This window comes from Bacillus cereus group sp. BfR-BA-01381 (assembly GCF_022663555.1).
GTDB classification, from domain to species: Bacteria; Bacillota; Bacilli; order Bacillales; family Bacillaceae_G; genus Bacillus_A; species Bacillus_A pacificus.
On record NZ_JAKUFR010000024.1, the window covers coordinates 12,423 to 30,628 of the forward strand.

The following is an 18,206-nucleotide window of genomic DNA, read 5'->3' on the forward strand; positions in this document are numbered from 1 at the left end:
GAATAAACAAAATTAATCGAAAAATCGAAAAATGAGCATTTGCAAATCAAAAGACAATTCTGTAAAATAAATTACAAGAAATTGTAATCGTTGCTGACAGTTAAAGTTTAACAAAAATTAACAAAATAAAAAAGTTTACTTCACAAAGGTGAAGTAAACTTAAAGGTAGCCTATTCTAAGAAATCCTTAAGGCGCTTACTACGGCTTGGATGTCTCAATTTACGTAATGCTTTTGCTTCAATTTGACGGATACGTTCTCTCGTTACGCCGAATACTTTCCCAACTTCTTCAAGCGTACGAGTTCGTCCATCATCTAAACCAAAACGAAGACGTAGAACATTTTCTTCACGATCTGTTAGTGTATCTAACACATCTTCTAATTGTTCTTTTAGCAATTCATACGCTGCATGGTCCGCAGGTGATGTTGCTTCTTGGTCTTCAATGAAATCACCTAAATGGGAGTCATCTTCTTCACCAATCGGTGTTTCAAGAGAAACTGGCTCCTGTGCAATTTTTAAGATTTCACGTACTTTTTCTGGAGCAAGATCCATTTCTTCACCAATCTCTTCAGGAGATGGTTCACGTCCTAAATCTTGTAATAATTGACGTTGTACACGAATTAACTTATTAATCGTTTCAACCATATGAACTGGGATACGAATTGTTCTTGCTTGGTCTGCAATCGCACGTGTAATTGCTTGGCGAATCCACCAAGTTGCATACGTACTAAATTTGAAACCTTTACGATAATCGAACTTTTCAACCGCTTTAATTAGACCCATATTCCCTTCTTGGATTAAGTCTAAGAAAAGCATGCCACGGCCCACGTAGCGCTTTGCAATACTTACTACAAGACGTAAGTTTGCTTCTGCAAGACGACGTTTCGCTTCTTCATCGCCTTCTTCAATGCGCGTTGCAAGTCGAATTTCTTCTTCTGCAGATAGTAAATCTACACGACCAATTTCTTTTAAATACATACGAACAGGATCGTTGATTTTAACCCCTGGTGGTACGCTTAAATCATTGAGGTCGAATTCTTCTTCCGATTTTGCTATTTGGCGATTATTAGGGCCTTCGTCGTTGTCATTGTCACCAACTAAGTCAATCCCTTGTTCACCTAAATATTCATAGTATTCATCCATTTGATCGGATTCAATTTCAAATCCATTCATGCGTTCTGCAATCTCTTCATATGTAAGAACGCCACGTTTTTTTCCGAGCTCAGTGAGTTGTTCTTTCACTTGCTCAAGGGTCATTTCAGTTTCAATTTGTTTAGAACGAGCTGGTTTGTCAGCCATCTGTTCCCCTCCTTACGCGAGATACAAACATTCATTATACTAAAAATTTATCAAAAAAGCTATTTTCTCGCTTTTTGATTTTGTAAATATGCTACATAATATTTAGCAGCCTCTACAGGATCTGTCTTTTCCATTTGTTTTATCTTGAAGATGATTTCCATCTTTTCAAGTTTTTCTTGATGACGTCTAAGCGTCTCCAAATGGCCTTGTAACACTTCTTCTGTGTATTCTGGATTAATAAATTCATCCGTCGAAATATCAGTAATAATATTTTTCAACTTTTCATCAGAGAGCCAACTTAAAAATGTTCCGACTGAAGGTTCATTTCCCTTTTCATAATATGCGTATAGTTCATATAAAATCCCTTTATGTTCTTCTGTATGAAAATCTTCTATGTGGGATTCCATACGAACGGCCACTTCTGGACTTTGCAACATATGGTAAATAATTTCTCTTTCAGCCCTTTCAAAACCTGTTAACTTCGGTTTTGTTTGAACAATTTGAGACGGCTTAGAAACCTGCTTTACTTGTTTTTGTTGTACCTTTTGTTCTTTGCGATATTGGTGCAATTGATTCAAAAGTGTTTCCATTGAATACGAAAATTCTTGCGATAATGACTTCAAATATGATTCTGCCTGCATCGCATCCTGTAACAACGATAACTCTTTTAAAACACTTTTCACATACTCTTCTTTGCCCGACTCATCTTGCAAATTTTTCCCTAAACGCAAATGATTTATTTTAAAACCAACAAAACTTATACTTGATTTCACAAGATTTTCAAAAGCAGTTGTCCCATATTGTTGCACATATTCATCAGGATCAAGCTTATCTGGCAAGGATGTAACTTTCACTTGGCAACCAACTTGCAACAATAATTGCCCTGCTTTCATCGTCGCTTCTCGCCCTGCTTTATCACCATCATAGCAAAGAACAACAGTTTCAACGTTACGTCGCAGAAGTTTTGCTTGTTCTTCAGTTAAAGCTGTTCCCATTGTCGCAACAGCTTCTTCCACACCACTTTTTACCGCAGCTAGTACGTCGGCATACCCTTCAAAAAGGACCACTTGCCCACGTTTTCTAATAAACGGCCTTGCTTGATGGAAGTTATACAACAATTTACTTTTGTGAAAAATTGGTGTTTCTGGACTATTTAAATATTTCGGAGTGTCATCTCCTAACGCCCTTCCACTAAACGCTATCACTTTACCTTGTAACGTATAGATTGGGAACATAACTCGTCCACGGAAGCGATCATAATGACTACCATCCTTCTCGCTTCTTATGAGAAGACCAGCTTGTTCCATACTAGACAACGATAAACCTCTTTTTTGTAAAATTTTCGTTGCTGCATCCCAAGCAGGTGACGCATAACCAATTTCAAACTTCTCAATCATCTCTTTTGTAATACCACGTTTTAACAAATACGAAAGTGCTTCATTTCCTTCTTCTGTATTTACTAATAAATGATGATAATACTTTTTTAAAAGTTCATGAGCCTGTTGCATGATGACAGTGTCATCAGATATGTCTTCTTGTTGTCCTTGCCCTGATGTATACTCTGCAACCGCAATTCCATTTCTTTCACCTAGCTTTTGAACAGCTTCGGTAAAAGCCAGTCCTTCCATTTTCATTAGAAAGGAAAATACATTTCCACCTTCTCCACATCCGAAGCAATGAAAAATTTGCTTATCAGATGAAACAGAGAATGAAGGAGAATTCTCACCATGAAACGGACAAAGGCCGAAATAGTTACGTCCCTGTTTTCTAAGTTGAACGTATTCACCAATCACTTCGACAATATCGGATGACGTCCGAATTTGTTCAACAACTTCTTCAGGAATTCTGTTCCCCATAACTCCATCTCCGTGTCGTATTTTGTATTCGATATAAATTAAAAAATTCCTTTATAATTCGACAATATTTTTTCTAAACTTATTAGAAAATGTTGTCGATCACGTTATCCAGCGATTTTGCAGACTCTTTTCTGCGTAATTTCGCAGATACGTACCTAATTATATAAAATTGTATCCATTTGCTCATCTATTACAAATGTACCTCATGGAGACAATACATATGCACTTTTTCACAAGAAGACTAGCAAGCACCATATCCTATGTGATCACGAGATCTGTTTTTTTGCATGTTGATACATATAAAGAAATCAACTTTTGCTTATTCAGCATCTACATAGATCCAAATTCCCTCGCTGCTTCCTTAAACGATGAGCATACGATGTGACAAACAACATTTTGACATGAAAATTCGTTCCAACTCGCACAATTGTCAGCTTTCACAGTATATGCATCTGCATCAACTCATACCATATTGATGTTTTGCATATTTCTGTATTCTACATCCCTTCTGCGAATCCTTCCATAATGTGCGTTTTCTTGTATAGATTTTGTCGATTTAACGTAATTACATGTCATTTCTTAAATCATATCCCTAGTTTATTCTGAAAAATTAAAGTCTAAACGTAAAATATAGGTTTTTATCACAATTTTTTATTATAATATATTTTCTTCAACTACGCTACATATCCCTTTATTTTTTCATCTTCTATTTCAGGATAGCGAAACCCTACTTTTAACATAATAAAAAGACAGAAGAATATAAGTATAACCACTTCACTATCATCTATTACGAAATCAGCAGGCACTGTGTTTCTCACGAGCGAAAAAAGCACATTCACCTTTGGCAAATGTGCTAAAACATTTTTTGGTTTTGCACTGCATTCACAATAATGTTAGCTGTTTCTTCAATCGCTTTGTTCGATACATCAATTACTTGACAATTTATTTTACTAACTACATTCTCAAAGTGATCAATCTCTTCTTTAATACGATTAATATTGGCATATGTTGCTCCGTCACTTAGTCCAAGTGATTTCAATCGCTCTTTTCGAATATGATTTAACTTCTCTGGCGTAATTTTCAAACCGAAGCATTTTTCTTTAGCCACTTGATATAATTCTTCAGGCGGATCTACTTCTGGTACTAGTGGTACGTTGGCAACTTTCAAACGTTTGTTATGAGCTAAATATTGAGAAAGTGGTGTTTTTGATGTGCGCGAAATCCCAATTAACACGATATCTGCTTTTAAAATACCACGTGCATCTCTACCATCATCATACTTCACAGCAAACTCAATCGCTTCAATCTTTTTAAAGTATTCTTCATCTAATCTACGAACAACACCAGGCTCATATCTAGGCACTTGCCCTGTAATTTCTTCAATTTGATCGATTAGAGGGCCGATAATATCATATGCCTCTACACCTTCTTTTGCAGCCTCTGTCACTAAATATTGGCGCATGTCAGGCTTTACTAACGTAAAACAAATAAGTGCTTGATTGCTCTTAGCAATCGAAATCACTTCTTTTAATGTCCCTGTATCTTCTACATACGGCACACGTCTAATATCAGGAGCAAATGGGAATTGCCCCATTGCTGCTCGAACAACCAAATCAGCCGTTTCTCCTACAGAGTCAGATACGACATATACGATTTTATTATCCATTACATTACCTCACTTTAAACAAATTACACTTATTCGTTATTTACTAAGTTTACAAACGCACGTGTAATATTTGTTTTTGTAATTCGTCCAACCACTTCTAAACCTTGTTTCGTATCTTTTACAACTGGCATCGCATCAATCTGTCTTTCTATTAATTCCATCGCAATATCATATAAAGAATCTTCTCTACGACACATCGCAATGTTTGGCATCCTTGTCATGATAATATTAACCGGAAGTGAGGTTAAATCCTGCTTCCCTAAGCTAGCTCGTAATAAATCTTTACGAGATACAACGCCTACTAATAGAGTCGATTGATCTACAACGAATAATGTACCTACATCCTCTAAAAACATAGTACAAATCGCATCGTATACTGATACATTTTTATCAATTACAACCGGTCTAGATTGATAATCTTGTACTTTAATTTTCTTAACAGCTTCAGATAATAACTGCCCCCCAGTTTTACCCGTATAAAAATAACCTACGCGCGGACGTGCTTCTAAATAACCAGCCATCGTTAAAATTGCTAAGTCTGGTCTTAGCGTTGCACGTGTTAATCCCAATTGCGCAGCAATTGACTCCCCTGTAATAGGACCGTGATCTTTTACAATCTGAATGATATGTTCTTGCCGTTTATTCAGCTCTATGATAATCACCACCTTTAATGCACAACGAAAAAAGTTATACTATCTCTTAAATATTATATACTAAATATGCTATTCGAAAAAGAAAGGATGTAAAAAGGACCGTATACGGCCCCAAATTATATTTGAAACTTATCAAGTTGTTCTAAGAAACGTCTTGATTTCAAATAAATCCCGCAATATTCATCATAATATGTATTCAATACTAAACGCATTTGTTTTTTTGTGCTATCCTTCACTGATACATTGCCAAGTCTATGTAAATCGAAGTGGTAGAAAAGACGTAATAATTTATGAACGGCTTCCCCCACTGGTATACGATACTGATCTTGCTCAGCATGACGTGAGCACAGAAAACCGCCCTCCCTAACAGAGAAGGCGACAAAATCTGTTTCTTGATGACAAATCGCACATGTATCAAAGTACGGGCGCATCCCTAATACCGGAAGCATTTTCGTTTGATAAATTAATGATAATACTTCTGGATCAACACCCTCACACATATAATGCAACGTTTGATATAACATTTCAAATAAATATGGATTATGTTTTTTATCTTCTGTTGCTTTATCAGTTAACTCAACAATAAATGATGCATAAGCAGTTAAAAATATATCCTCGCGAATTTCTTTCATAGTTGAAATAATCTCGCCTTGTTGCAAAGTTCCAAGTCCAGATCCCATTTGAATAAGAAAATGACCATGTGTCATAAGTTGCGAAACAGATGCTAACCGGCTTTTCGGTTTTTTCGCTCCTCTTGCCATTGCACTTACCTTACCCAATTCTCTTGAGAATATTGTAACAATCTTGTTCGTTTCTCCGTAATCTGTCGTACGGATAACGATGCCCTCAACTTTTTGAAACATGTTCGTCACCATCCAAGGTTTGAACAAAACGGGTCAAGAAATTGGAGAGTCTAGATGCGCTAGCTCCTCTTCATGTTGATCCATCTCATCGTTTACGTCTTTTTCCATTTCTTTCAAAAGCAAATACGTCTCAATGCTTCCTGTTTTGGAGAAAAACTTCCAGGTAAAATCTAGCATAAGAATCCACCTTTCTCAATAAGCGTAGCCTATAAACCAATTTCTTTTGTTGTTATTAAATTGACCCATTTTGTCCATTTTCATGTGAGAAAAATTTTTCCTAATTTATCAAAACTCATAAAAACCAATAATCAGCGGATGAACAAAACATCCGCTGATTACAGCTTTACTCTATTTTAATACTCGTCTTCGCGGAAACCAAGGTCACGAAGCTGAGACATTTTATTTCGCCAATCTTTTTGCACTTTTACCCATACTTCTAAAAATACTTTAGAACCAAGTAATGCTTCAATATCAAAACGAGCTCGCTTACCGACTTCTTTTAACATCTTCCCTTGTTTTCCGATAATAATCCCTTTTTGCGACGGACGTTCAACAACAATAGTTGCATTAATATAAACCGCCCCGCCCTCGCGTTTTTGAATTGCATCGATAACAACAGCCACAGAATGCGGCACTTCTTCACGTGTTAAATGTAGTACTTTCTCACGAATAAGCTCTGCAATAATAAATCTCTCCGGATGATCCGTTACTTGATTATCTGGGTAGTATTGTGGTCCTTCCGGTAAATACTTTTTAATTGTTCCAATTAGAGCTTCCACATTATTACCGTCTAATGCAGAAATTGGTACGATTTCTGCAAAGTCATGTAATTTGCGATATTGATCAATTAGCTCTAATAATTGTTCTGGGTGAACTTGGTCAATTTTATTAATAACTAAAAATACTGGTTGTTTCGTTTCTTTTAACTTCTCGATGATGAATTCTTCACCACGACCAAAGCCTTCAACAGCATTAACCATAAACAGAACAATATCAACTTCTTTTAATGTCGTTTGCGCCATCTTCACCATGAAGTCGCCTAGTTTATGTTTAGGTTTATGTATTCCTGGTGTATCAATGAAAATTACTTGTGAATCATTTTCTGTATATACGCCTTGAATTTTATTACGAGTTGTTTGTGGCTTGTCACTCATAATAGCAATTTTTTGACCAATAATACGATTTAAAAATGTAGATTTCCCAACATTCGGTCTGCCAATAATAGAGACAAAACCTGATTTATAACCTTTTCTATTCATGTAAATCCTCCGCTAAAAATGCTCCTGGTAACAATTCTCCGACTGTTGTCTCTTGAACGTCACCATGTAAATTTGATAGGTATACTTTCGTATCCTGTTTACATAATTCTACCATAACTTGTCGACATGCTCCACAAGGAGGTACTGGACGCTTCGTATCCGCCACAATTGCGATAGCTACAAACTCTTTACCTCCTTCAGAAACCGCCTTAAATAAAGCTGTTCTTTCTGCACAGTTACATAAACCATATGATGCATTCTCAACATTACATCCACGATATACTTTTCCATCCTGTGTTAATAATGCTGCACCTACTTGAAATTTAGAATATGGTACGTACGCTTGTTTACGCGCTTCGATTGCTTCTTGAATTAATTGTTTACTATTCATATTCCCGCATCCTTCCTGTTCCCAGCTGTGAATAGATACACTCTCTTATTAAAGGCCTTTACGGCACCTTCAAAGCTTAATAAAAGCTTTGGAATGCAACTATACCACATACGGTAAAAAGATAATAGCACCAATTATAACGGCTATTATCGCAAACAACAAAACCGCTCCTGCTGCGACATCCTTTGCGACTTTCGCAAACGGATGTATATCAGCAGTCGCTAAATCTACTGTTTTTTCCACAGCCGTATTTACCATCTCTAAGCTCATTACAATTCCTATTACAATAAGTAATATCATCCACTCTACCTTCGTAATATGGAAATAAAAGCCGCAGCATATAACAATGACTGCGGCTACATAATGAATTTTCATATTTCGTTCATGACGAAGACAAAAGAATACACCTGCTATAGCATATCCAAAACTATCTATAAGTTTTCCTTTTTTCATCGTCCTAATCCAAATGCTTCTAAAATTTCTTTTTGTCTTCCAAACATTTCTTTTTCATCCTCTTCTGTCATGTGGTCATAACCAAGCAAATGTAAAAAGCCATGTAACGCTAAAAAGCCAAGTTCACGATCAAAAGAATGTCCATACTCTTCAGCTTGTTCTTTCGCTCTCGGAATAGAAATAATAAGGTCACCTAACATACGCGGCATTTCTGCGCCCACAATTTCCATTTCCCCTTCTCCCATTTCTTCCATGGCAAAGGAAATGACATCAGTAGGCTGATCTTTATCTCGGTAATCACGATTAATCTCGCGAATGCGTTCATTATCTACAAATGTCACTGATAACTCCGCACCATCCTCTATTTTTTCCATTTGAGCTGCTTTTCCTAATATCTCACGAATTAAATTCACATATTCTTCTTTCACTTCTTCTGTTTCATCAATGAAATCAATTAATAAACTCATTCTTTCTCCTTTTCTTCCGGTGGTTCCGGATATGTAATACGCGAATGGAAAATACCATTTAACGTTTCACATAACGTTTTTCCAACGATTTGTAGTTCCTTAAATGTCAAATCACATTCACTAAATTGCCCATCTTGCAGGCGATCTTTAATAATACTTTGTACTAAATTATTAATTTGCTCTGGCGTTGGGTGATTCATAGAACGTACCGCCGCCTCAACACTATCCGCAATACCAACGATTGCCGATTCTTTAGAAGTTGCTTTTGATCCCGGATATCGGAACATCTCTTCTGTATATTTTTCTTTATCTTCTTTAATCGCCTTATAATAAAAATATTTAAGAAGCGTTGTACCATGGTGTTGCCCAGCAATATCAATAATTTCTTGCGGAATATGGTATTCTTCGAGCATCTTTACTCCATCGGTTACATGAGCAATGATAATGTCTTTACTCGTCACAGGATCTAATTTATCATGTGGATTCTCAATTCCCATCTGGTTTTCAATAAAGAATTGCGGTTGTACTGTTTTTCCTACATCATGATAATACGCCCCTACACGCGCTAATACACCATTTGCTCCAACTGCTTCACAAGCTGCCTCAGAGAGATTCGCTACCATTACACTGTGATGATATGTTCCTGGCGCTTCTAATAAAATTCTACGCAAAAGCGGATGATTCGGACTTGATAATTCCATAAGCTTCATACTTGATACAATTCCAAGTCCACTTTCTAAATATGGTAATATCCCCATAGCCAAAACGGATGAGATAATTCCTGAAAGGGAAGCCATTAATAATTGCGTACCAATTTCAAGAGGTGAAAAATTCCCATTACGTAATAATAATAACGCCGCCAAGACGACTACATTTAAGATAGATACGAGTATACCAGCTTGTAAAATCATCGTACGACGATTTTTTTCTCTTAAGAAAATACTCACTGATAATGAACTTAATAACACATAAATACCCACACTATAATTCAGTGTACTTGTTACTCCTTCATTAAACATAATACTTCCGCACACAGAAAAAATCATACTTGTTAAAAATACAAATCGATCGCCAATCATTAGTTTTACAAGTATCGTTCCCATCGCAACTGGGACAACATACGCAATTCCTGCATATTCAAGCTTTTGAAACAAACTAATAATTTTCATTAAAACAATCGTGATAGACAAAATTGTAATATACGCTAAAATGTACGGTTTGTCTTCTCTTTTCCGCTGTAAAAATACTTCAAACTGTTTATGCATAAAGTATAGTAACACACCAATGAGCACCGCTAATCCAACATAAGGCTGAAAACTATTACCTTTTTCTAATAAACCGACTAATTTCAACTGATTATACATATCACTTGAAATTGTTTCACCTTCTCTAACAATAACTTGTCCTTGGAGAATATAAACAGGTGGAACTAAATCTTCTTCTGCTTTCTTCTTCTCTTTCGTTACAGCCGGATCATAGAAATAATTTGCTGTAATCGCATATGATCCTAGCGCATTCACAGCTTCTTTCAATCCGCTATTCACATTCAGGCTTTTCATTTCATTAACAAATCGCTCTTTCGCTGCCATTTCTTCGGACATTTTAATATTTCCACCCATGATAACGCTAACAGACGTTAAAGCCGCATTCTTCGCTAATTCTAATTGATCCGGTTCTGCATTAATAAAGTATAATAAATTCTCATCCGATAATTCCTTCGTTAAATTAGATGGCAACTTCTTCTTCAACTTTTCTAATTTATTCGCATCGGTCATCTTTTTTTGCTCTTCAGGTCCAGCAGCTTTCATCTCCTGAATTACTTCATTCACCTTAGCAAAAACATCATTTACAATATCTACTCTATTTTGTTTATATTCACTTCTATATGTATATTGATCCCCGACTTTTTGAGCGGCCTCTTGTTTTTTTCTTTCCGTTATAACCTTATCTTCAATTTTAATAGGAGAATGAATTGTTTTTTTCGCAATAGAATACATATCAACATCTAATTGCTCTGGTTTCACATTATTCATAAGTGCAAAAAACAGCACTGCCCCTAATAAAACGTAAGAAATCCAACTTAGTTTTTTCGAATGTTGTAAATTACGAAACCACTTAGAAATTTCTTGAGATCTTAACATGATTTCAATACCTTCTCCTCTCTAGAAATAAAGTGAAACTATTTATAGCTTTCATTTCTTCTAGCCAACGATACTTTTAGGTAACATTTTTATACACCAGTACCTATAGTTTATTTCTCTTATCTTTTATGATAGTAAAAAATATGCCGTTCGCCAACCTTAATACAAAAAGAAATGATCCTGACAAATAGGATCATTCCATTTTATCATATGCCTCAATAATACGTTGTACCAGTGGATGCCTTACAACGTCCGTTTGTTCTAACGTAATGAATGAAAGACCTGATACACCAGATAAAATGTTAGAGGCTAGCGTAAGCCCTGATTTTACCCCTTTTGGTAAGTCTACTTGTGAGGGATCCCCCGTAATAACCATTTTAGAACTAAAACCTAATCTTGTTAAAAACATTTTTATTTGTGCACCCGTTGTATTTTGCGCTTCATCTAAAATAACAAATGAATCATCGAGCGTACGTCCTCTCATATAAGCAAGAGGCGCGATTTCAATTACACCTCTCTCCATCATACGCTGCGTATATTCTTGTCCAAGAATATCGTGCAGAGCATCATACAATGGACGTAAATACGGATCTACCTTCTCTTTCAAATCACCTGGTAAAAATCCTAAACTTTCTCCAGCTTCTACAGCCGGTCTCGTTAAAATGATTTTCTTTACATACCCTTGTTTTAAAGCTCTTACAGCCATTACTACAGCTAAGTATGTTTTCCCAGTCCCGGCAGGTCCTATTCCAAATACAATATCATTTTTCTTCATTGCATGAATATATCTTCTTTGTCCCATCGTTTTTACACGAATGGATTTACCTTTTGCCGTTTTAAAGATTTCTTCTTCATATAACTCTTCAAATTGAGCAATTTTTCCTTGTTGTGCGAGCTGAATTGCATACGCAACATCTCTTTCTGTAATTGACACACCTTTTCGAATAACAACAAGTAATTGCTGTAAGATTTTTTCTACGAGTGTCACAGTTTCAACTGCTCCAGATACATGAACAGTTTCACCTCTAGTTACAATCGATACATTCAGTTCCCGTTCAATTACTTTCAAATGAGCATCATTAACTCCAAAAAGAGCGATTGCTTCGTTAGTATTTTCCAATTGTTGGTTCATTTCTACTAATTGTTCTGCCATTACTCAGTCTCCTTGAATATCGGATTCGGATATTGGTTGTGGCTCTGCAATATTTTCAATCACAGTATAATGCAAAGTGACTTTTAGTTGATCCGCCTCAACCTCTTTACTCAAAATCTTATCACTTACAATCATAGCATGTTCATCCAATTTTTTCTTTAGTTCTTTTTCAGCCATTTCTTTCGCTACTTTCATTGCCTGTTTTTCTGTATATTCTCGGTTCGCCTCTTCCTCTTCTCGCACTATATCTTTTTCATATGCAATCGGCAGTGTAAAACCAAATAATTTCACATCATGTTTTACACTTTCCGTACGGGAGCGTTTATACTTATCATGCTGAAATCCCCATATTTTTATTTTCGTACTCCCAAATGTAAGATAATGCTCATTATACGTATTACCAGTATATACTTGAAATTGCGTCTTGAGTGGTACATTCACCTCAGATGTGTACCACGTTTCTCCATATACGATACCTTTCGCCGAAACAATCGTTGGACTCTCCTCATTACCGTATATCCCTGATACGAGAAGCTGCCCTTTTTCTACATGATCATTTTTTAAAACGACTGGTTTTCCAACTTCAACAAATGTTTTTGTAACAATCGCTTCTTTTTTTGCCACTAAATTTTGCGGCCTTTGTTCTTTTTCTTTTTTTGGCTCATTTTTTTCAACAATTTTAAAATGGTACGTCGTTCCCCTTACTTCTAGTCCTGCCCAAGTAATCGCATTAATATTGTCCGTCAAATGACGTTGTACATCTTCTACACTAGGCATTTGGAATTGTAATTTTCCTTTTTTAATACCCATTTTGTCCAATTCTTTCATCAATATATATTCTGTTTCAGGTTTCGCTCCTGTAATTTCAATTTTCCAAACCATATTCGATAATGCAATCATACCAAAAAAGAAAATTAAAAACCCAATTAAGAATCCACTATTTTTAATTAGGCGCTTATTCCAAAAAGGAAAACCGTAACGCCCAATAAAATATAGTTTACACTCATTTTTTCTATAAATCGGCTTTATTTTTTTCACATCTCGTAATAGCATACAGAAGACTAACGTTTCATCGGCAATTTTCTTAACATCCCAAACTAATAATTTCCTACGCACACATTCATTAACGAACCGTTCCGCTCCTCTACCTTCAATTCGTACCTTTACATATCCAAGCCACTTTATAAACCATTTATTTTTCATCTACTACCTTCACTACCTTTCCAAAAGTAGACACACTACTTTTCACTTTAATTAGTAAAATAGCTCGTACGAAAATGAAATAAAGAGTTTTATTTTCCATAAATAGCGGGATAAACTACATAGTAGGGGTGAATCATTAGAATAAAGAAGAAAAACTTCACATACGGAAGTTTCCCTTACTTCTCTTTCTGTTCGTCTTCTAAAAATGTCACTTGCTCAATTATCCCTTCAAGCAAAAGTTCTTCCGGAAGGATTGTTTTAATAACAAAGGACTGCCCCTTAATTAATAACTGACCATGCTTTAACAACAATCTTACTTCTTTATCTGAAAACACTAATAAACCTCGATGATTTTCTATATAGATATGCACTTGCCCAACAAGCGTGATCCGAGGTAGATCCATTAGCACATCCACTGGCAGGTCTATTTGCTTCGTTAACCAATTCTTCATTTGTTCTAATTTTTTCATCCCAAAAGACCCCCTCTCATCCCATATGTATGAAAAAAGAGCTTGTAATATCACGTCCAAACTGAAAAAAAGCATAAAAAAACGTCTCATACGAAATGAGACGTTTTTTTATGCTAATAGCTGGATAACCAACTTATTCACAAGCGATCCATCTGTTTTACCTTTTACTTTCGGCATAACAGCAGTCATCACCTTACCCATATCCGCTTTAGAAGTCGCACCAACTTCAGAAATAACTTGCTTGATTATATCAACTAGCTCTTCTTCCGTTAGTTGCTTCGGCAAATATGCGCTTAAAATCTGAATTTCACTTTGCAGTTTATTAACAAGGTCTTCACGACCAGCTTTTTTAAATTCAAGGAGGGAGTCCTTATGCTGTTTTACTTCACGAGCTAAAACTGTTAGTTCCTCTTCTTCAGTAAGAGTATGCTGTAGTTTAATACCTTCATTTTGTAAAGCAGCCTTAACCATACGAATGACGGTTAATTTTTCTTTTTGTTTATTCTTCATCGCTTGTTTCATATCATCGTTTAAACGACCGAGAAGACTCATAACTTACACCCTCTCTTAGAATTTACGCTTTCTTGCCGCTTCAGATTTCTTCTTACGTTTTACACTTGGTTTTTCATAAAACTCGCGCTTTCTTGCTTCAGCAAGTGTACCAGTTTTAGAAACCGATCTTTTAAAACGGCGAAGTGCATCCTCCAAAGACTCGTTTTTACGAACGACTGTTTTTGACATTCTCTTTCCCTCCCTCCGAAACATCACACTTACATACTAACTTCAGCATGCAAAAAGAAACACTTCTTCAGCATGTCTTTTACGATTATAATACATTTTATCACTTCAGGTCAACTATTTGGCAGAATAAAAGAAGAATAGATGCTCTTCCTTTTTCAAAAACTATGCAGATAGCTGTTATCCTTTCCCCTGAAGGCAACTATATTTTTGTCATTACACCTTTTTTCATGCAGGAACGTACGAAACAACTACTCATTTCATACATTTTCAGTACTTAACTTCTCCACTAAAAAAGAAAGCATGCAAATCGTTTCCGTTTGCATGCTTTCTTATCCCGATTGGTGCGGGCTAATAATGAACGGGGAATGAATCCCACGCTCATTAAAGTTTCACTTTATGCGCTTGCTGATTCCTTTTTCACATCATCTTCAAGGACACGAACAAATTGCGCTTCGTTATATGGATAACCAGCTTTTGTGATTTTTACTTTCACTAGTTTACCAATTAATTCTTCTGATCCTTCAAATACAATTTTCAAGTAGTTATCTGTATAACCTACATATAGGCCTTCACGGTCGCCCTCTTTAAATTGTTCTTCTGGAATAATTTCAAGTACTTCTCCTTCAAACTGTGATGCATACTCTTTCGCTAATTGATTTGATAGTTCAATTAAACGGTGAACACGATCATTCTTCACATCTTCAGGAACTTGATCTTCCATACGCGCTGCAGGTGTTCCTGTACGTTTTGAGTACGGGAATACGTGCAACTCAGAGAAGCGATTCTCTTTAATGAAATTGTATGTTTCCATGAATTCTTCTTCTGTTTCACCTGGGAAACCAACGATTACGTCTGATGTAATCGCAAGACCTGGTAACGCTTCTTTCAAACGATCTAAGCGCTCTTGGAAAAATTCCATCGTATACTTACGACGCATACGCTTTAATACAGTATTAGATCCAGATTGCAATGGAATGTGTAAGTGACGTACAACTACTTCAGACTTATCTAACACTTCAATTACTTCATCTGAAATCTGACTCGCTTCAATAGAAGAAATACGAAGACGTTTTAATCCATCTACTTCCGCTTCCATATCACGAAGTAATCCAGCTAAGTTATAATCTTTAATATCTTCACCGTACCCACCTGTATGAATACCCGTTAATACGATTTCCTTATAGCCTGCATCTACTAATTGCTGCGCTTGTTTAATAACTTCTTTCCCATCGCGAGAGCGCATTAAACCACGCGCCCAAGGAATAATACAGAATGTACAGAAGTTATTACAACCTTCTTGTATTTTTAAAGATGCACGTGTACGGTCCGTGAAGTAAGGTACATCAAGTTCTTCATATACACGTGTTTTCATAATGTTACGCACAGCATTAATTGGCTGACGCTCTTTACGGAATTCTTCGATGTATCCTAACATCTTTTCACGATCTTGTGTACCAACTACAATATCTACACCTGGAATCGCCATAATTTCCGCTGGAGATGTTTGTGCATAACATCCTGTTACACAAATAACCGCATCTGGGTTTTGACGAACAGCACGTCTAATAACTTGACGACTTTTCTTATCCCCCGTATTCGTTACTGTACATGTATTAATAACATATACATCAGCTTTTTTTTCATATTCAGTTCTTTCATATCCACCTTGTTTAAACAATTGCCAAATGGCTTCTGTTTCATAGTGGTTTACTTTACAACCTAACGTATGGAACGCAACAGTTGACATTGATCATCACCCCATCAATTCAAAATGATACGAAGCAGCACTTAACGCGTATAACGGCGCCGTTTCTGTTCTTAAAATTCTTGGTCCTAAACTACATGGTACAAATTTATGTTCACGAAGCGCTGTAATCTCTTCCTCAGCCAAACCGCCTTCTGGGCCAAATACAATCAATAACTTTTGACCTGGTTTCATCATCGTTAAAGCTTTCGCAAAATTAGATTTCTCGCCTTGTTTCGCTTCCTCTTCGTAAGCAACAAGGCAAACATCATACTCACCACTCATTGACAGCAATTGTTTAAACGATGCTGGGGCGTGTACTTCTGGAATTTCACTTCTATGTGATTGTTCCGCAGCTTCTTTCACAATTTTTCTTAAACGCTCAACTTTTTTATCAGCTTTTTTTGCATCCCATTTTACGATAGAGCGAGATGCTTGAAATGGTAAGAATGCAGCTGCCCCAAGCTCAGTTCCTTTTTGAAAAATTAACTCTAGCTTGTCTCCTTTCGGCAGTCCACTTGCAATCGTCACGAAAACAGGAAGTTCACTTGACGCCTCTACCCATTCTACAATAGCCGTATTAATAAATTCACTGGTAATTTCATCAATTGAACATACGGCTGTTTTTCCGTTTACACAGCAATAAATGTGATCTCCAGCTGACATACGCATTACTCTTGCGATATGATGGACGTCATCACCTACAATGCGAATACTTGTCTCATTTACATATTTCTCTTCTACAAAATAACGTTGCATATAATCACCTTAGTAGAGTTTCGTTCCTTTCGTAAGCCAATACTTACGAAAAGAACGAAACGTTATCATTTTTCATATAACAAACGGCAAGTCCCTCACCTTATAGTGAGAGACTCCCCTTTTCATTATAGACTAAAATCTATATTACGCATTTCGTGCAATAATTGCTACCCAATCTTCCATTCGTAACACTTCTTCAATTGTAAATCCAGCTTTTTCTAACGCTTCAGAAATTACTTTTTCCTTCGCAGCAATAATGCCCGATGTAATAAATAATCCGCCTGACTTCACAACTCTCGCTGCATCTTCAGGGAATAATAGAATAATTTCTGCTAATAAGTTAGCTACGATTAAATCAACAGGACCTTCAATACCTTCTAAAAGACTATTTTGTCCAACAGATACAATATCATCTGTTTTATTTAAACGTACATTCATTTCTGCACTTTCAACCGCAACCGGATCTAAATCATATGCTTGAACAGAAGACGCACCTAATTTTGCTGCTGCAATACTCAGTACACCAGAACCTGTTCCTACATCAATGATAGTATCACCTTGCTGTACTGTTTTTTCTAAAGCACGGATACACATCGTTGTTGTCGGATGAGTTCCCGTTCCAAATGCCATACCTGGATCTAATTCAATAATTTTTTCTTCCGGAGAAGATGGTGTATATTCTTCCCAAGTCGGCACAATTGTGAATGTATCAGAAATTTGTACTGGATGGTAATATTTTTTCCAAGCAGTAGCCCAATCTTCTTCATTGACTTCGTTAACGGTAATATTTCCAGTACCAATTTCGATGTCGTAAGATGGAAGCACATCAATAGATGATTTTACACCTGCAATTGTTTCATGTAAAGAATCCGTTTGCGGGAAATATGCTTTTATTAATACACCTTCCGCCGGATACTCATCTGGGTTCAATGCATAAATTTCACCATATTGTTGCTCGCGCTCTTTCGTCAACTCTGCCGGATCCTCAATCGCAACTCCACTAGCACCAGCTTCATGTAAAATATGAGAGACAGCTTCTACTGCTTCTTCTGTTGTATGAATACTAATTTCTGACCATTTCACAATTTA

At 36.3% G+C, this 18,206-nt stretch carries 19 protein-coding genes; all 19 read right to left on the bottom strand.

Annotation, left to right across the window (positions count from 1 at the left end):
- Window positions 1-170 precede the first annotated feature (170 nt).
- Window positions 171-1,298, bottom strand: coding sequence for an RNA polymerase sigma factor RpoD (rpoD, locus tag MR079_RS10675; RefSeq protein WP_000764060.1), 1,128 nt, complete (start codon window positions 1,296-1,298; stop codon window positions 171-173).
- Window positions 1,299-1,357: 59 nt separating this feature from the next.
- Window positions 1,358-3,154, bottom strand: a complete 1,797-nt coding sequence (gene dnaG, locus MR079_RS10680) for a DNA primase (protein WP_048550869.1) — start codon at window positions 3,152-3,154, stop codon at window positions 1,358-1,360.
- An 853-nt stretch (window positions 3,155-4,007) separates the two neighbouring features.
- A complete protein-coding gene (locus MR079_RS10685) occupies window positions 4,008-4,820 on the bottom strand; it encodes a pyruvate, water dikinase regulatory protein (protein WP_000368943.1) in 813 nt (270 codons plus the stop codon).
- A 29-nt stretch (window positions 4,821-4,849) separates the two neighbouring features.
- Window positions 4,850-5,482, bottom strand: a complete 633-nt coding sequence (locus tag MR079_RS10690; RefSeq protein ID WP_000583759.1) for a transcriptional regulator CcpN — start codon at window positions 5,480-5,482, stop codon at window positions 4,850-4,852.
- 107 nt (window positions 5,483-5,589) lie between these two features.
- On the bottom strand, window positions 5,590-6,336 hold the full coding sequence (gene recO, locus MR079_RS10695) for a DNA repair protein RecO (RefSeq protein ID WP_000487010.1): 747 nt from the start codon (window positions 6,334-6,336) through the stop codon (window positions 5,590-5,592).
- 33 nt (window positions 6,337-6,369) lie between these two features.
- The gene (locus tag MR079_RS10700) at window positions 6,370-6,513 is read right to left on the bottom strand and encodes a YqzL family protein (protein WP_000883924.1); all 144 of its coding nucleotides are present in this window, start codon (window positions 6,511-6,513) and stop codon (window positions 6,370-6,372) included.
- Between the two features lie 176 nt (window positions 6,514-6,689).
- Complete coding sequence (gene era / locus MR079_RS10705; RefSeq protein ID WP_001080241.1) at window positions 6,690-7,595, bottom strand: GTPase Era; 906 nt, start codon at window positions 7,593-7,595, stop codon at window positions 6,690-6,692.
- Window positions 7,588-7,986 (bottom strand): cytidine deaminase, encoded by a 399-nt coding sequence (locus MR079_RS10710; RefSeq protein WP_242293985.1) that lies wholly within the window; start codon window positions 7,984-7,986, stop codon window positions 7,588-7,590. Before MR079_RS10710 ends, era begins: the two co-directional genes overlap by 8 nt.
- A 99-nt stretch (window positions 7,987-8,085) precedes the next feature.
- A complete protein-coding gene (locus MR079_RS10715; RefSeq protein WP_000715476.1) occupies window positions 8,086-8,439 on the bottom strand; it encodes a diacylglycerol kinase family protein in 354 nt (117 codons plus the stop codon).
- A complete protein-coding gene (gene ybeY / locus MR079_RS10720) occupies window positions 8,436-8,906 on the bottom strand; it encodes an rRNA maturation RNase YbeY (RefSeq protein WP_000054691.1) in 471 nt (156 codons plus the stop codon). The genes MR079_RS10715 and ybeY overlap by 4 nt, the downstream gene beginning before the upstream one ends.
- Window positions 8,903-11,047 carry an HD family phosphohydrolase gene (locus MR079_RS10725; protein ID WP_016718495.1) on the bottom strand — a complete coding sequence of 715 codons (2,145 nt, stop codon included), beginning with the start codon at window positions 11,045-11,047 and terminating at the stop codon, window positions 8,903-8,905. The genes ybeY and MR079_RS10725 overlap by 4 nt, the downstream gene beginning before the upstream one ends.
- A 193-nt stretch (window positions 11,048-11,240) precedes the next feature.
- On the bottom strand, window positions 11,241-12,200 hold the full coding sequence (locus MR079_RS10730) for a PhoH family protein (protein WP_139866633.1): 960 nt from the start codon (window positions 12,198-12,200) through the stop codon (window positions 11,241-11,243).
- Between the two features lie 3 nt (window positions 12,201-12,203).
- Window positions 12,204-13,403 (bottom strand): sporulation protein YqfD, encoded by a 1,200-nt coding sequence (gene yqfD, locus MR079_RS10735; protein ID WP_000792484.1) that lies wholly within the window; start codon window positions 13,401-13,403, stop codon window positions 12,204-12,206.
- Between the two features lie 176 nt (window positions 13,404-13,579).
- Window positions 13,580-13,873, bottom strand: coding sequence for a sporulation protein YqfC (gene yqfC / locus MR079_RS10740; protein WP_000732266.1), 294 nt, complete (start codon window positions 13,871-13,873; stop codon window positions 13,580-13,582).
- A gap of 108 nt (window positions 13,874-13,981) precedes the next feature.
- The gene (locus MR079_RS10745) at window positions 13,982-14,425 is read right to left on the bottom strand and encodes a GatB/YqeY domain-containing protein (RefSeq protein ID WP_139866629.1); all 444 of its coding nucleotides are present in this window, start codon (window positions 14,423-14,425) and stop codon (window positions 13,982-13,984) included.
- Between the two features lie 15 nt (window positions 14,426-14,440).
- Window positions 14,441-14,614 (bottom strand): 30S ribosomal protein S21, encoded by a 174-nt coding sequence (gene rpsU / locus MR079_RS10750; RefSeq protein ID WP_000048061.1) that lies wholly within the window; start codon window positions 14,612-14,614, stop codon window positions 14,441-14,443.
- 394 nt (window positions 14,615-15,008) lie between these two features.
- The gene (gene mtaB, locus MR079_RS10755) at window positions 15,009-16,361 is read right to left on the bottom strand and encodes a tRNA (N(6)-L-threonylcarbamoyladenosine(37)-C(2))-methylthiotransferase MtaB (RefSeq protein WP_000108677.1); all 1,353 of its coding nucleotides are present in this window, start codon (window positions 16,359-16,361) and stop codon (window positions 15,009-15,011) included.
- Window positions 16,362-16,367: 6 nt separating this feature from the next.
- The gene (locus tag MR079_RS10760) at window positions 16,368-17,117 is read right to left on the bottom strand and encodes a 16S rRNA (uracil(1498)-N(3))-methyltransferase (RefSeq protein WP_001190157.1); all 750 of its coding nucleotides are present in this window, start codon (window positions 17,115-17,117) and stop codon (window positions 16,368-16,370) included.
- Window positions 17,118-17,261: 144 nt separating this feature from the next.
- The gene (gene prmA / locus MR079_RS10765) at window positions 17,262-18,200 is read right to left on the bottom strand and encodes a 50S ribosomal protein L11 methyltransferase (protein ID WP_000872110.1); all 939 of its coding nucleotides are present in this window, start codon (window positions 18,198-18,200) and stop codon (window positions 17,262-17,264) included.
- Between the last annotated feature and the right edge of the window lie 6 nt (window positions 18,201-18,206).

Coding starts and splice junctions, on each gene's coding strand:
- era (WP_001080241.1), bottom strand. CDS start 7,595: ATGAATAGAAAAGGTTATAAATCAGGTTTTGTCTCTATTATTGGCAGA.
- MR079_RS10760 (WP_001190157.1), bottom strand. CDS start 17,117: ATGCAACGTTATTTTGTAGAAGAGAAATATGTAAATGAGACAAGTATT.
- mtaB (WP_000108677.1), bottom strand. CDS start 16,361: ATGTCAACTGTTGCGTTCCATACGTTAGGTTGTAAAGTAAACCACTAT.
- MR079_RS10725 (WP_016718495.1), bottom strand. CDS start 11,047: ATGTTAAGATCTCAAGAAATTTCTAAGTGGTTTCGTAATTTACAACAT.
- MR079_RS10715 (WP_000715476.1), bottom strand. CDS start 8,439: ATGAAAAAAGGAAAACTTATAGATAGTTTTGGATATGCTATAGCAGGT.
- rpsU (WP_000048061.1), bottom strand. CDS start 14,614: ATGTCAAAAACAGTCGTTCGTAAAAACGAGTCTTTGGAGGATGCACTT.
- dnaG (WP_048550869.1), bottom strand. CDS start 3,154: ATGGGGAACAGAATTCCTGAAGAAGTTGTTGAACAAATTCGGACGTCA.
- MR079_RS10700 (WP_000883924.1), bottom strand. CDS start 6,513: ATGCTAGATTTTACCTGGAAGTTTTTCTCCAAAACAGGAAGCATTGAG.
- MR079_RS10745 (WP_139866629.1), bottom strand. CDS start 14,425: ATGAGTCTTCTCGGTCGTTTAAACGATGATATGAAACAAGCGATGAAG.
- recO (WP_000487010.1), bottom strand. CDS start 6,336: ATGTTTCAAAAAGTTGAGGGCATCGTTATCCGTACGACAGATTACGGA.
- ybeY (WP_000054691.1), bottom strand. CDS start 8,906: ATGAGTTTATTAATTGATTTCATTGATGAAACAGAAGAAGTGAAAGAA.
- yqfD (WP_000792484.1), bottom strand. CDS start 13,403: ATGAAAAATAAATGGTTTATAAAGTGGCTTGGATATGTAAAGGTACGA.
- MR079_RS10710 (WP_242293985.1), bottom strand. CDS start 7,986: ATGAATAGTAAACAATTAATTCAAGAAGCAATCGAAGCGCGTAAACAA.
- MR079_RS10730 (WP_139866633.1), bottom strand. CDS start 12,200: ATGGCAGAACAATTAGTAGAAATGAACCAACAATTGGAAAATACTAAC.
- yqfC (WP_000732266.1), bottom strand. CDS start 13,873: ATGAAAAAATTAGAACAAATGAAGAATTGGTTAACGAAGCAAATAGAC.
- rpoD (WP_000764060.1), bottom strand. CDS start 1,298: ATGGCTGACAAACCAGCTCGTTCTAAACAAATTGAAACTGAAATGACC.
- MR079_RS10685 (WP_000368943.1), bottom strand. CDS start 4,820: ATGGATAATAAAATCGTATATGTCGTATCTGACTCTGTAGGAGAAACG.